Origin of the sequence: Bradyrhizobium sp. LCT2, from assembly GCF_009931255.1 — a bacterium.
Taxonomy (GTDB): Bacteria; Pseudomonadota; Alphaproteobacteria; order Rhizobiales; family Xanthobacteraceae; genus Bradyrhizobium; species Bradyrhizobium diazoefficiens.
In genome coordinates, this window is record NZ_CP034432.1 from 2,607,854 (window position 1) to 2,621,802 (window position 13,949).

At 63.1% G+C, this 13,949-nt stretch carries 12 protein-coding genes and 1 pseudogene; 10 read left to right on the forward strand and 3 right to left on the reverse strand.

Annotated elements, in window-relative coordinates; genetic code table 11:
• The 5 genes from EI171_RS12840 to EI171_RS12860 all read left to right on the forward strand — a co-directional run bounded on the left by EI171_RS12840 (position 1) and on the right by EI171_RS12860 (position 4,981).
• Positions 1-465 (forward strand): DoxX family protein, encoded by a 465-nt coding sequence (locus EI171_RS12840; RefSeq protein ID WP_161533510.1) that lies wholly within the window; start codon positions 1-3, stop codon positions 463-465.
• Complete coding sequence (locus EI171_RS12845) at positions 465-1,397, forward strand: glyoxalase (protein WP_161533511.1); 933 nt, start codon at positions 465-467, stop codon at positions 1,395-1,397. The genes EI171_RS12840 and EI171_RS12845 overlap by 1 nt, the downstream gene beginning before the upstream one ends.
• A 14-nt stretch (positions 1,398-1,411) precedes the next feature.
• The gene (locus EI171_RS12850) at positions 1,412-2,827 is read left to right on the forward strand and encodes an alginate export family protein (RefSeq protein ID WP_161533512.1); all 1,416 of its coding nucleotides are present in this window, start codon (positions 1,412-1,414) and stop codon (positions 2,825-2,827) included.
• A gap of 1 nt (position 2,828) precedes the next feature.
• A complete protein-coding gene (locus EI171_RS12855; protein ID WP_110117239.1) occupies positions 2,829-3,509 on the forward strand; it encodes a YoaK family protein in 681 nt (226 codons plus the stop codon).
• 203 nt (positions 3,510-3,712) lie between these two features.
• Entirely contained in the window at positions 3,713-4,981 is a 1,269-nt protein-coding gene (locus EI171_RS12860) for an adenylate/guanylate cyclase domain-containing protein (RefSeq protein WP_246740533.1), read from the forward strand.
• A gap of 885 nt (positions 4,982-5,866) precedes the next feature.
• Here EI171_RS12860 and EI171_RS12865 read toward each other — a convergent pair.
• Entirely contained in the window at positions 5,867-6,703 is an 837-nt protein-coding gene (locus tag EI171_RS12865; protein ID WP_161533513.1) for a xanthine dehydrogenase, read from the reverse strand.
• 316 nt (positions 6,704-7,019) lie between these two features.
• On the opposite strand from EI171_RS12865, the gene EI171_RS12870 reads away from it, so the two are divergent.
• Entirely contained in the window at positions 7,020-7,859 is an 840-nt protein-coding gene (locus tag EI171_RS12870; protein ID WP_161533514.1) for an SDR family NAD(P)-dependent oxidoreductase, read from the forward strand.
• Positions 7,852-8,055 carry a hypothetical protein gene (locus tag EI171_RS12875; RefSeq protein ID WP_161533515.1) on the forward strand — a complete coding sequence of 68 codons (204 nt, stop codon included), beginning with the start codon at positions 7,852-7,854 and terminating at the stop codon, positions 8,053-8,055. The genes EI171_RS12870 and EI171_RS12875 overlap by 8 nt, the downstream gene beginning before the upstream one ends.
• On the opposite strand, the pseudogene EI171_RS45665 reads toward EI171_RS12875, so the two are convergent.
• Positions 8,033-8,185, reverse strand: a pseudogene (locus tag EI171_RS45665) (molybdate ABC transporter substrate-binding protein); the annotation flags it as partial. The gene EI171_RS12875 and the pseudogene EI171_RS45665 sit on opposite strands and share 23 nt — an antisense overlap.
• Before the next feature lie 235 nt (positions 8,186-8,420).
• Between EI171_RS45665 and modD the strand changes: the two are divergent.
• From modD to EI171_RS12890, 3 genes are all read left to right on the forward strand, one after another.
• Positions 8,421-9,350: a ModD protein gene (gene modD, locus EI171_RS12880; protein WP_161533516.1), complete on the forward strand. Its 930-nt coding sequence runs from the start codon at positions 8,421-8,423 to the stop codon at positions 9,348-9,350.
• A gap of 286 nt (positions 9,351-9,636) precedes the next feature.
• Positions 9,637-10,782, forward strand: coding sequence for a HoxN/HupN/NixA family nickel/cobalt transporter (locus tag EI171_RS12885; protein ID WP_246740534.1), 1,146 nt, complete (start codon positions 9,637-9,639; stop codon positions 10,780-10,782).
• A complete protein-coding gene (locus EI171_RS12890) occupies positions 10,763-13,078 on the forward strand; it encodes a TonB-dependent receptor (RefSeq protein ID WP_161533518.1) in 2,316 nt (771 codons plus the stop codon). Before EI171_RS12885 ends, EI171_RS12890 begins: the two co-directional genes overlap by 20 nt.
• Here the strand turns inward: EI171_RS12890 and cybH are convergent, their stop codons facing one another.
• Positions 13,079-13,804 (reverse strand): Ni/Fe-hydrogenase, b-type cytochrome subunit, encoded by a 726-nt coding sequence (gene cybH / locus EI171_RS12895; protein ID WP_161536994.1) that lies wholly within the window; start codon positions 13,802-13,804, stop codon positions 13,079-13,081. It lies immediately after the preceding gene.
• Positions 13,805-13,949 lie beyond the last annotated feature (145 nt).

Consider the following 13,949-nt stretch of genomic DNA (forward strand, 5'->3'; position numbering starts at 1 on the left):
ATGCCTGCCGCAGCCACACCGAACCGGATCTCCGTGATCCTGCGCTGGCCGCTTCTGTGGCATGCGGCCAGGCTGGCCCTGGTATCGGCCTATCTGCTCGGCGGCTTCACCAAACTGCTCGATTTCGCGGGCGCGGTGGCCGAGCAGGAACATTTCGGCCTGTATCCGGGCTGGCTGTGGGCGACCGCCGCTATCGTGGTCGAACTCGGCGGGTCTCTGCTTGTCGTCGTGAATCGTTTCGTGTGGCTGGGGGCCGGCGGGCTCGGCATCCTGACGTTCGTCGCGATGCTCACCGCAAACGCGTTCTGGACCATGGGCGGCCATGAGAGATTCATGGCCACGAATGCCTTCTTCGAGCATCTCGGCTTGATTGCGGGCCTTGTCATCGTATCGATTCTGTCCAATGAGACTTCGCATCACCCGGACCGGGCGCCGCGATCTCAATCCGTCCAAGGAGTTTCCTGATGAAATCAACACGGATGTTCGCTGTCGTGGCGTTGGCGGCGGCTGTCGCGGTGAACTCGCCGGTCGTCGCCAGGGAAGCAACGAAGTCGAAGGAGCAGGCTGTTGCCGTTGCCCCGCAATACGACACAACGCACGTCTACGTCGCGCCTGAGGACGTGGACAAGTTCGTATCCAGTTTTCTGGCCACGTTTGGCGGCAAGAGCACCAAGCAGGTGGTGGCAACCGTAACGCCCACGCCGAGCAGCACCACGTCGCAACTGTTGCAGACGCCTGTCGGCACCGTCTCGCTGTTCGGCTTCAAGACGCCCATCCCTTATCCTTTCGGGGCCGAACGTAACGGCTACCTCGTCGGCGACATGGACGAGGCGATCAAGGCGGCCCGCGCTGCGGGGGCTGACGTGATCGTCTCCACCTTCCCGGATCCCATCGGGCGCGATGCCGTGGTCCAGTGGCCCGGCGGCGTCAACCTCCAGCTCTACTGGCATACGACGAAACCCGACTACGCTCCCTTCGAGCGGATTCCGGAGAATCGCGTATACGTCTCGCCCGACAGGGCCGCCGCCTTCACCCGGAGTTTTCTTGCCTTCTCCCGCGGCAAGGTCGTCTCGGACGACGCGAAGGCGCCCGGCGTCGAGATCGGAAGACCCGATTTGACCTACCGGCGCATCCGGATCGAGTCCCCATTCGGGAAGATGGTCGTGTTGGTCACCGACGGTCATCTGCCCTATCCCTACGGTCGGGAGACGACGGGTTATGAAGTCGCTGATCTCGCAGCCACCCTCGGCAAGGCGAAGGACGCCGGCGCCACGGTGCTGGTCGAATCCTACACGTCGAGCAGCCGGTCTGCTGCGTTCGTCATGTTCCCCGGCGGGTACGTCGCCGAGATCCACTCCCTTGGCCCGAAGAGTGCATCGCGGGCGGACGCCAAATGAGGTGACGTCCGCCGATGCTGGCACGGGGCGATATGCGCAACTTCTGGATCGTTCTGACGCTTGCGACCCTTGGCGCCGGCGTCGGGTTCGCGCGGGCCGAGGACGCTGCGGTCTCCAAGCGGCCGGCGATCCAGGCGAACCGCTGGGCAGAGGACTGGTCGGTCCTTGCCGATCCCAGGTTGCGTACCGAACCGTTTGACGGGCTCAAATACATCCCGCTTTGGGCCACCGATCCGAAAAGCTACGTCTCGCTGGGGGCGACGCTGCGCGAACGCTTCGAGACCAATAGCGCAGCGGCGTTCGGCACCGGCAACACGTCCTCGGACAGCTATCTCATACAGCGTTTGCAGGTCCACGCCGACATTCATTTCAACGAGAACTGGCGCGCCTTCGTGCAGCTCGAGGACGATCGGGCCTTCGACAAGCTCAGCATCTCCCCTGTCGACCAGGACCGTGCCGACCTTCGCCTTGCCTTCCTCGAATACGTCAACATTTTCGCGGGCGGGACCCTGAAGGCGCGCATCGGACGACAGGACTTCGCCTTCGACCTGCAGCGCTTCGTATCGTCGCGGGATGGTCCCAACGTCAGACAATCATTCGATGCGATTTGGGCCGACTGGGAAACCGGCGTCTGGCGCTTCATCGGCTTTGTCAGCCGCCCCGTCCAATATTTCGACGTTCGCCCTTTCGACGACACCTCGAACGACAACTTCCGCTTCAGCACGCTCCGGGTCGAGCGGAAGGTCATGGGTGACAACGAGCTGTCGGGCTACTACTCGCTGTACGAGCGGAAGAGCGCCAGATATCTCGATGCATTGGGCGACGAAAGCCGTCACGTTCTGGATGCGAGATTCGCGGCGAAGTCCCAACAGTTCGACTGGGATCTCGAGGCCATGGGGCAGGCGGGCCAGGTGGGAGCGAAGGATATCCGTGCCTGGGCCGTCGGCACGCGGATCGGATATACATTGACCGGTGTTCCCTGGCTGCCCCGCATCGGCCTCCAGTTCGACGCTGCATCGGGCGACCATCGCTCCGGAGACGGAACGCTGGGAACGTTCAATCCGCTGTTCCCGAATGGCTATTATTTCACGCTGGCCGGATATGCGGGATATGCGAACATCCTTCACCTCAAACCCTCTATAACCATCAGTCCCGCGGACCGGCTGAAGGTGATGGGAGCGATCGGCTTGCAGTGGCGCGAAACGACGGCCGACGCGATCTACGTCCAGCCCAGCGTGCCGATAGCGGGCACCGCCGGGATCGGCAGCAATTGGACGGGAGCCTACGGTCAGCTTCGCATCGACTACGCGTTCAACGATCATCTTACGGGCGCCATCGAGGCCGTGCATTTCGATGTCGGCGACACGATCATCCGCGCCGGCGGACACACCAGCAATTATCTGGGTGTCCAGCTTCAATATGGTTGGTGACATGCCACGCAATATACTTTTGCTTCCGCTCCTCATGAGCCTGAATGCCGGCTTCGTCGATACCGCCGGCTTTCTTGCGCTCCAGGGATTGTTCACTGCGCACGTCACCGGCAACTTCGTCACCTTCGGCGCGGCCATGGTATTGGGGACGTCCGGTGGCCTGGCGAAGCTGCTCGCTCTCCCGGTCTTCTGCTTCGTCGTGGTTGTCAGCAGAATCCTGAGCTTCTATCTCCCCGCAATGGGACTGCCGATCTTTCGCTCGATGCTGGCCATCAAGACGATACTTCTGGCGGCAGGCGGCGCGTGTGCCGTCTACTTCGGGCCATTTGTCCAAGGCGACAGCTGGCAGGCGATCTGCACCGGTATGATATTGGTTGCCGCCATGGCCATCCAGAACGCCGCGCACCGCATCCATATGGGCACCGAACCTCCCAGCACCTTGATGACGGGCACGACCACCCAGATCATGATCGACGTCGCAGACGTTTTGCGCGGCGCGCCGGCTTCGGTGCTGACCGTCGCCAGACCGCGGCTTGGCAAGATGACGGCGAGCGTGGCTGCCTTCGCACTCGGATGCGCAGCCGGCGCTTGTCTCTATGCGAAGTTCGGGACCTGGTGCTTCGTCCTGCCTCCGCTGATTGCTGTGCCGGCGGTGTTCCTGGCCACCGCCGAGCCGAAGTGACGCGGCGCGTGAGCGATCGGAATTGAAGGGCCGGAGCTGATGGCCTGGTGGGAGCACGCGATGGTCGACCTTGACCGTCGCCGTCGACGGCTGGCAGCGGGCGCATCCGCATTGTCGGCAGGAACGATGGGATCCTGCCGTCTGGACGGGATCAAGACCGGTCTGCCGTCGAGATGCGGCAGGCGATACGCGAGGGAACTGAAATGGCTTCTGAGACGTCCGATCCATCGCCTCGATCCTATCCCCGATCGGTCTCGCTCGTGCGAAGAGCCGGCCCGATCATTGTCGCCGCCGGCATCGCGGACAGTTTCACCCAGATCGAAAACTGGCTCCTGGAAGAGGCCTCCGTCGAGCGGCAGATGATTGACCTTCTCGTCAAGCTGATCCGTCGGATGAAGGCGGCAGACTCTTCGGTCGATCGACTTACCCTGCATATCGGCACGCTCCATCCCCAGTTGGTCGGATTCGCATGGGTCTGGAACGCCGACGATGGCTTCTGCGACGAGGTGCGGGTTGCTGACGCCGCGGTCGATTCCGACGCCTACAGGCTTAATCCGTTGCAGCGTATCGTCGAGACCGGCGACACGATCCGGCGACGGCCGAATGAGCAGACGGCGCAGGCGGAATTTCCCATCATGATCGAGCTCGCGGCCGCCGGCATGACCGACTACGTGGCGATCCCGTTGTCTGGTCTTGATACACGTAACGTGGTCACCATCGCGACGAAAGCGGCCCGCGGTTTCGCCGAGGTCGAGATAGAGTCCTTGACCCGCCTCTTCAAACTATTCGCCTTGCATGTGCAACGCCACAGCGAGTTGAAGATCTCCGAAAACGCGTTGGGAGCCTACCTTGGTTACGGCGCTGCCACCAGGGTGCTCGAAGGTGCAATCAAGCGCGGCGCCGGAGACTCGATCCGCGCCGTGATTTGGGTCTCGGATCTCAGAAATTTCACGAAGATGTCGGACGCCCTGGCCCCGGCCGACACGCTGCTGCTGCTCAACGCCTACTTCGAGACGATGGTGAGCGCCGTCGCCGTTCACGGCGGCGAAATCCTCAAGTTCATCGGCGACGGTATGCTCGCGGTCTTCCCGGTAACGGTCGGCGTCGCCGAAGCGTCGCGCGCGGCCGTCTCGGCGGCCAGAGAGGCGATCGCGCGGCTCGAGGGTTCCAATCGGACTATCCGTGTCGCGTCCGACGCCGAGGGTCGCCACTTGCTGCGGGCCGGCATCGTCCTTCACGAAGGTGAGGTCTTTTTCGGCAACATCGGTGCTCCGGATCGCTTGGACTTCACGGTTATCGGCGCCGCCGTCAACGAGGCCTGCCGTGTGGAAGCGCTCACCAAGACGATAGGCCGGGATCTCCTTATGACGGAAGCCGTCGCTCGACATCTCTCTCATGATGTCGAGCATCTCGGTGAGCACCAGTTACGAGGCGTTTCCGCCAGGATGTCCGTGTATGGACTGGCCGGATGAGGACTTGATCGGTCGGGCCGCTGCTCGTCAGCAGAAATGGCCCCCGGGACGATGGTAACCTCCCGAAGCGCCCTTTATCGCTTTCGAACCGCCCGTCGTCTTACAGGCACCCTTTATTGACGACGGCGGCCGCGTTGGCCTGCCGGTTCATCCCGGCGATTGCCGTCGACCTCTGCGGCTGTGCCAGTACTAAGTTCGCGCAGCGGCTTCTCTGCTGCCAGTCTCGGGCGTCGGATAGGCGGACGATCGGAGGACATATCGCAGATTTGCTTCGTGTGGGGAGAGGCGGTAGCGGGCTTCCGCTACCAATATTCCCGATGAATCCTTGAAAATCCCCGTCTTGCCGGTTCGCTGCGACGCGCGAGATGTCACGGGCGAAGCCGGAACCGCCATGATAGTCGATGACGGCGCTCGCTACCCGATCGACATCGAGTCCGGGCTTCTTAAGATGTGAGGCCAGCACGAGACGGGTCGCGCGCAAGTCCCTCTCAAGCGGCTTTCGAGTGTTTCAAGCCGTCTCTCCGTTTCCCCGTTTTGCGTCGCAGGCGCCGGCCCAGCCGCTTTCCCCGTCGATGACGATCAGGTCGAGCTTCGCCATCCTGACAACCGGCGAATCGGACTTCAGTTGGATCTTCGCCAAAGCGGCGGTGGAGTGCTGGGACGTCCGAAGCTACGATCGCGGCGTATTTTCCGAGATGTTCGAGTGTTGCATTTCCCGCGGAAAATGCTCCTCAAGGATCTGTCGCACGGAATGCGAGCAAAGCCCGCATCGTACGCTGCATCCGAGGCAACCGTAGATTTGCGCGGTTGAGCAAAGCTCTTCGTTCGTGGATACAACGACGCCCCTGATGTCGTGATCGCTGATGATGTTGCAGGAACAGACGATCATGCCGGATTCCGTTGCGTGGTGCGACGTGCCGCATGGAGTCTGACGGCGGCGGCTGTCGCGTTGGCGATGGCGCGGCCGCGATCGTCCGTTCCGGTCCATTGGGCATCACGCCCGCGCGGATCTATCTCCAGCAGCTTGACGCCGGCCGGAACCTCGCTGCCGTCGCGGGCGATGCCGCGTAAAATGCCGTCGCGCGGCGCGACCACGGGAACGCCGGAGAGATGACCGAGCACGAGATCCTTGTAGACGCGGGTACCGATCTCGACCGGCGTGTGCCAGCGTCCGGCGAACTGCGAGTAGACGAAGCGTTCCGCGCCGACAGCGCCCAGCGAACTCGCGACACCGTCGGCGGCGTCGGTCCAGCGCGTGTCGGTCACGAGCCCGATCCTGCCGGGCCGGGTCTCCACCGCGACATCGCAATTGAAGTCCGACGAGAAGCCGGGGCCCAGGCCGATGGCCAGCCCGGCGAGTCGTCTGAGGTCGGGCGTGATCCGGCGCTTCTGGAGGCGCGCATCGATCAGGAGGTCGATGTGACGGACCGGAAGCAGGTCGAGCAGGCCGAGCCAGGTCACCATGATCTGCGGCGCCCGGCCCAGGGCCTGATGGACCTGCACGCCGTCGTCGACGCGTTCGGCGACGACGTCCTCGAGCTGCACGGTGTCGGTGAAGAGGGCATCGTGAAAGGCCATCTTGCGCCGGATCACCGGTGGATCCGGATCGTGCGACAGCACCACGTAATGTCCGGCGCGCACGAGCTGGATGCCGATCGCGGATGCGATCTCGTTGGTACCGAGGATGACGGCAAAGAGTCGGTGGTCGTTCGGCTGAGGCATCTGAAACCACGGTTGCAGGGAAGGTGCAGCAAGGCGCGACCAAGCTTGCAACGTGAAGAGCAAGAGCCGGGCCATTTGGAACGATTGAAAAACAGCGCGCAACTGCCGGCCAACATTCAGAAAGCGGAAACGCGTGGTGACGTCGCCGCTTAGTGCGAAAGCGCACGCGCGCGTGTTGCAAACCTTCCAGCGTGTCGCGAAGCCGACATCGAGCCGCGAAAACCGCAGCGATTGGGCGACAGGGCGTGGCCCGATTCCTGCAAAGTTGCTTGCGGTTGAATCCGATGGCGCCTGTTGGACGCAGTGAGGAGTTGAGGTGACGCTCGATCTGCTGGATCGCGACGGTGCGCCGGGTGGCGCGCCGGCGCCCGATGTCGCCCTGTGTCCGTTTCACGGCGACAAGTCGCGTGCGGAAGCCGGTGAACGGAAGACGCTGGTGCTGACCGGCGCGTCCCGGGGCATCGGGCATGCGACGGGAAAGCTGTTCTCCGAAGCCGGCTGGCGGATCGTCACATGTTCCCGGCAACCGTTCGACGGTGGCCGTTGTCCCTGGGATGCGGGGGCCGACGATCATGTGCAGGTGGAATTGAGCGACCATCGCGCGCTGCCGCGCGTCGTCGCCGAGATCAAGGAGCGGCTCAACGGTGGTCCGTTGCATGCACTGATCAACAACGCCGGCATTTCGCCCAAGGGCGCCGACGGCGCGCGGTTGAATTCGCTGACGACGCCGGTCGAAACGTGGATGAGCGTGTTCCACGTCAACCTGCTCGCGCCGGTCCTGTTTGCGCAAGGCCTCGCCGATGAGCTGAAGCGGGGGGGCGGCTCGATCGTCAACGTCACATCGATCGTGGGCTCCCGGGTGCATCCGTTTGCCGGCACCGCCTATGCGACGTCGAAGGCCGCGCTCGCGTGCCTGACCCGCGAAATGGCGCACGACTACGCGCCGTTCGGAATTCGCGTCAACGCCATTGCCCCCGGCGAGATCAAGACGGACATTCTGTCGCCGGAGACCGAGGCCAAATTGGCGCCGATCATCCCCCTGCATCGCGTGGGCACGCCGGACGAGGTTGCGAAGGTGATCTTCTTCCTGTGCTCGGATGCGGCCAGCTACGTTACGGGTGCCGAAGTACCGATCAACGGAGGGCAGCATGTATGATCAGACGGCAGCAGCTGGTCCCGGAAAAATTCTCGCGGATTTGCGCTGGATCAATGCGATGAACCCGATCTCGAGCGTGTCGCGCATTTCGATGGTGAATTCCGCGAAGTGGATGACAAAGCGTGCAGGCGCCATGGAATCTTTTTGCAGCAGTGCCGACAAGTTGGGCGCGACTCGTGTCCCGTCTTTTGCTTGAAGATGGCTGCGATCTCCTTCGCGGCTTCGGTGAAGTTGGCAGCCACGGCGACGTTAGTCTGCGCGGCTTGCGCCGGCGCGGATGCGAGCAGCAGGCCCGCAACGAAGGCGATCGAGCGAAACAGTCCCATGATGAACTCCAACGGACGGCAACCGCTTCCGCAAAGCCCGATTGCTGCGAGGTGCCGGCCATTGCAGGCTCAGCAATCGGCGTGCCGGATGCGCGGACGAAGCTTGGTGTGCGCCTTGCAGGAACGGGCGTTGAAAGAGCGGGGTTTCCGCCCAGTGCCGCGGCGGGACTGACTATCTGTGTCGGATTTCCGACAATGTGGTCGGCAAGCTGACACGATCGAAGGGAAGCACAATATGGCTACCGTTGCATCGCGCGCCGAGCTCGAATGTTTGCTGGAAGACGACGTTCCATACGGTGATCTTACCACCGAAGCACTGGGGATCGGCGCGGTTGACGGCGTCATGCGTTTTTCCGCGCGAGCGCCGATGGTGCTCGCGCTCGCCGAGGATGCCGCCAAAATCATCGAGCTGTCCGGCTGCAGCGTCGACCTGTGTGCCGCATCCGGCTCGGCGCTGCAGCAGGGCGCGCCGATCCTTGAAGCGTGCGGTCCGGCCGCGGCGCTGCTCAAGAGCTGGAAGGTGGCGCAGACCTTGATCGAGATCTGGTCAGGCGTGGCCAGCGAGACCCGCGCCATCGTCGACGCGGCAAGGGCGGTCGCACCAAATATTCCGGTTGCCTGCACGCGCAAGAACGTGCCGGGTACCAAGCGCTTTGCTGTGGCGGCCGCGAAGGCCGGCGGGGCCGTGATGCACCGGCTCGGCCTCTCGGAGACGGTGCTGGTCTTTCCCGAGCACCGGGCCTTTCTTGGCCAACAGCCGCTGTTTCAGACGGTTGAGCGGTTGCGCCGGGCGGCGCCAGAGAAGAAGCTCGTGATCGAGGTGAAGACCGCTGATGCCGCACTTGCCGCAGCGGTCGCCGGCTTCGACGTGATCCAGGCCGAGAAGTTTTCGCCGGCCGAGGTCGCTGCGTTAGTCAAGCGCGTAGCCGTGATGGCGTATACGCGCGAACGTCCCATCATCGCCGCCGCCGGCGGAGTCAATGCGGCTAATGCCGCGGCCTACGCAGAGGCTGGGGCCGATATCCTGGTGACTTCATCGCCCTATCTTGCGAAACCGAAGGATGTGCAGGTGCGGATCTCGACTACCGATGACAAGGTGTCCTCCCTTAATCCGCACCGTCAGGTAAATTCACCGCCTGGTGACACAAACCGCCTGCGAGCGTGAGCATACTCTCCTCGTTCAATGGTTCTTCAGGCTGGAAGGCCTCGATCTCCTTCCTCTGACGCACTCTCGTTGCGCGATGCTGCATGGGCAAGGACCGCCTTAGCGGGTGCTCGCAATCGTTCGCTATGAGTGTCAAACTATGTTTGCGCTATTGGCTACTTGGTTTCCGGGGCGCGCATTGCAGTCTTAAAACCTCAAGAATACGGCTGAGACCGTTTCTTCTTTGAAGACATTAGCTTGCGTCCAATTGCGAAGCGCGTCCGCGGAGGACCGCGGTCTGGCCCGAATGTTGCCCTTCAGTATGACGGGTTTAGAAAAAGATCATACGAGGGGAGTGCTGATCTTGGCCAATGCGCATCGACGGAGCGAACGGTCTCGGACTGCTTCCTGTGCCGGTCCCGCTGTTCTCTTCGGTGGGCTTATCACCGCCAACATCGTCGCATGGGCCTGGGCTTTCGCGCTGTTCGCCGACCGGCCTGTGGTGATGGCGACCGCGCTGCTCGCCTGGGTGTTCGGCCTGCGCCACGCTGTGGATGCCGATCACATCGCGGCCATCGACAACGTCGTGCGCAGCCTGATGCAGGCGGGCGGTACGCCGCGATCGGCCGGCCTCTATTTCGCGCTCGGCCATTCCAGCGTGGTCGTGGTCGCGACCATGCTCCTCGCGCTCGGCGTGGTGAGCCTTGGCGGTGACGGCCTGCTCAAAGAGATCGGCAGCTTCATAGGCACCTCGGTGTCGGCGCTGTTCCTGCTGGTGATTGCGGCCATTAACCTCGCCATCTTCGCCAGCCTGTGGCGGACCTTTCGCAAGGCGCGCGAGCAGGGCATTCGTGACGCCGCCGGGCTCGACGCATTGCTCGCTCATCGCGGTATCCTGGTGCGCTTGCTCGGCCCCATGTTCCGCCTGGTGACAAAACCCTGGCACATGTATCCGCTCGGCTTCCTGTTCGGGCTCGGTTTCGACACTGCAACTGAGATCGGCCTGCTCAGCATCTCCGCCTCTGAGGCCGCGCGCGGCGCTTCGCTCGCCGACGTCATGGTCTTTCCCGCGCTGTTCGCCGCCGGCATGGCACTGGTCGACACCGCGGACTCGACGCTGATGGTCAGCGCTTATCGCTGGGCCTTCGTCGATCCCATGCGAAAGCTCTGGTACAACCTCACCATTACGGGCGCTTCCGTCGCGGTCGCGCTGTTCATCGGCGGCATTGAGGCACTGGGCTTGATCGGCAACCGGCTCGATCTCTCCGGCGGTGTGTGGACGCTGATCGACGCCCTCAACGAGTCGCTCGCCAATGTCGGCCTCGCCGTGATCGCGTTGTTCGCGATCGCCTGGCTGCTCTCGATCGTGCTCTACCGCCGCCTAATTGCGGGCAGCTCGGGCCTTGCCGACACGGAAGTCCTGGAATGCGCTGATGCGACCGAGGCGGTCTGAGTCTTGCCGACGCTGCGGTCCGCTGACGGTACTCTCAGCCCTCTGGCTCCTCGTGGTTGACGGCAACGCCTTCGCACAGAGCGATGGCGGCCTGCGCGAACTGCCGCCGGTCCAGATTGTTGCCGGCCAGACACCGCGTCACAAGAGGCCGCCCGCGTCGCGGCACGCCGGCACATCGACACGGGCCGGTCATCGGATCTTTGTGTATCCGGCAGCAGCGCCAGCGTCGGGCACCCGCAGTGTCGCCTCCGGCCCAGAGGGGCCGCCGGGCATGGCCAGCGCGCTCACCGTCTCCGGCGAAGAGCTCAATGCGCGCCCCTTCACGCGGCCGGGCGAGGTGCTCGAAGCCGTGCCGGGGCTGATCGTGACCCAGCATTCCGGCGAGGGCAAAGCCAACCAGTATTTTGTGCGCGGCTATAATCTCGACCACGGCACCGATCTCGCAATCTATGTCGACGACGTCCCCGTCAACATGCGCACCCACGCGCACGGCCAGGGCTATGCCGATCTCAACTGGCTGATCCCGGAGACCATCAGCGCGATGGACGTGCGCAAGGGCCCGTACTTCGCCGACGAGAGCGATTTCGCCTCCGTCGGCAGCGTGCGCATCGGCCTGATCGACCGCACCGAGAAGGGCCTCGCACAGGTGACTGCCGGCAGCTTTGGCTATCGGCGTCTGCTCGGCATGGACTCCGCGAAGCTCGGTGAGGGCGCGCTGCTCGTCGCCGGCGAGATCGGCACCTACAACGGCCCCTGGGACAATCCGGACAATGTGCGCAAGCTCAACGGTCTCGTGCGTTTTAGCCAGGGCACTGCGACGGATGGCCTGACCGTCACCGGCATGGCCTATGCGAACAAATGGAATTCCACCGACCAGGTGCCGCAGCGCGCGATAACGAGCAGCTTTCTCGACCGGTTCGGCTCGGAAGACCCGACCGACGGCGGAAACACCAACCGCTTCGCGCTCTCAGGCCGCGTCGCGCAGAGCGACGATCTCGGCTCCTGGAAGGCCAATGCCTATGTCGTGAAGAGCCAGCTCGATCTTTTCAACAATTTCACCTATTTCCTCAGCGATCCCGTGCTCGGCGACCAGTTCCACCAGCACGACGACCGCCTGATGGCCGGCGCCAATATCTCGCGCACGCTGAACGGCTCGTTTGCGGGCCTGCCGATGCAGACCACGCTCGGCCTGCAATCGCGCTATGACGCGATTGATCTGGCGCTCACCAACACGGTCCAGCGCAGCTACCTCTCCAGCGTCCGCAGCGACCAGGTCGGCGAGGGCAGTGTCGGTGTCTACGCCGAAAACACCGTGCGTTGGACCGACTGGCTCCGAACCACAATGGGCTGGCGCGGTGACTATTATGCCGCCAATGTCACCTCGCTGTTCAATTCCAACAACTCCGGCCACGCTGATGCCTCGCTCGGCAGCCCGAAATTCCGGATGGTGCTCGGTCCCTTCAACCAGACCGAATTCTTCCTCGGCGCCGGCTACGGCATGCACTCGAACGACGCCCGGGGCGCTACCACGACGGAAGACCCCAGCGATCCCGCCACAAAACTCTCGCCGTCGCCGCTGCTGGTGCGCACCAGAGGCGGAGAGATCGGCGTTCGCAGCCGGATCATTCCCGGCCTCGATTCCTCGTTCAGCGTCTTCATTCTCGACCAGGATTCCGAGATCCTGTTCTCCGGCGATGCCGGCGACACCGAGGCGACCCGCGCCAGCCGCCGCTATGGCTTCGAGTGGACTAACCATTACCGGCCGCGATCCTGGATCGATATCGACGCCGATCTGGCGATGACCCGTGCGCGCTTCCGCGGCTATGACAGCGACCAGGCGGAGGTCTACGCCGCGCTCGCCGGCTATCCGGAGGCGCAGATCGGCAACGCGCCCGGCAATTACATTCCGAACGCGCCGCCGATGGTGGCGTCCGCCGGCATCACGCTCGGCGAAAAGACCGGCTGGTTCGGATCATTGCGCTGGCGCTATCTGGCGGCGAGCCCGCTGACGGAAGACAATGCGTTCCGCTCGTCAGCGACCGGCATCTTCAATGGCCGCCTCGGCTACCGCGCTGACAATGGCTGGCGCATCCAGCTCGACGTGCTCAATCTGTTCGACGCAAGAGCGAACCAGATTACCTATGCCTACGGTTCGTTGCTCAAGACCGACGCGCTGTACAATCTCTGCACCGGCGGCGTTGCGCCCGCCGCGGTCTGCCGGAACGGAGTGATGGATTACGTGCTGCATCCGGTCGAGCCGCTGTCGTTCCGCTTGACGGTCGCGGGGACGTTCTAGCTAGTCAGGTCGGGAGTCGCGAAAGGTGCGCTCGCCGGTGATGATGGCGGACAGCATGCTCTGGCGCGACATGATTTCTTCGCGCAGCGCGGCGTAGATGTGCAGGATGACGAACACCACGATGAACCACATGCCGAGATGATGGATGGTGTGGACGTCCTGGCTGTTCGGAAAGATCTTGAACACCCAGCCGAAGAAACGATACCACAGGCCGTCGATGCCAGCGCCCTCGGCATAAAGGGCAAATCCGGTCATGATCATCCCGACCATCGCGAGGATGAACAGGAACATCGCGGTATTGGCGAGTGGGTTATGGCCGACATATTTCTTCGGGTAGCGCACCAGGAAGAGATACCAGCGCAGCTCGTATAGAAAACCCCAGCGCCAGATCCGGTTGTAGAACGGCAGCGCGAAGAGTTGCCGTGCATAAGCGTTGCCGACGATCGCCCAGTAGATGCGATAGAGGAAGGCAACGGCAAGCGCCTGTCCCGACGCGAAATGGATGAAGCGGATATAGCCCATTGTGTACCAGTTGGAAGCCTCTCCCGGCATCGACGGCAGCGGCGAGGCGATCAGATAGCCGGTGATCACGAGCATGGTGATGAGCGCGGCATTAAGCCAATGCCAGATCCGCACCGGCGCTTCGTACACATAGATCGATTGGCGGCTCGTCCCCGCGGCGCCGATCGCATCGAGCGTGCCGGGAATCTCGGAAATCTCAGTCATCGATTGCTCCTGCCCAAAAGCGATCCGACGCAGGAACAAACGAATCAGCTCACTCTTTCCGACAATATCGCGCGCGCTCTCTTGCAAAATCCCCGCCGCGAAAAAAATTCGTACAGCGCTTGATGCGCCGCATGATGCGTCGAAA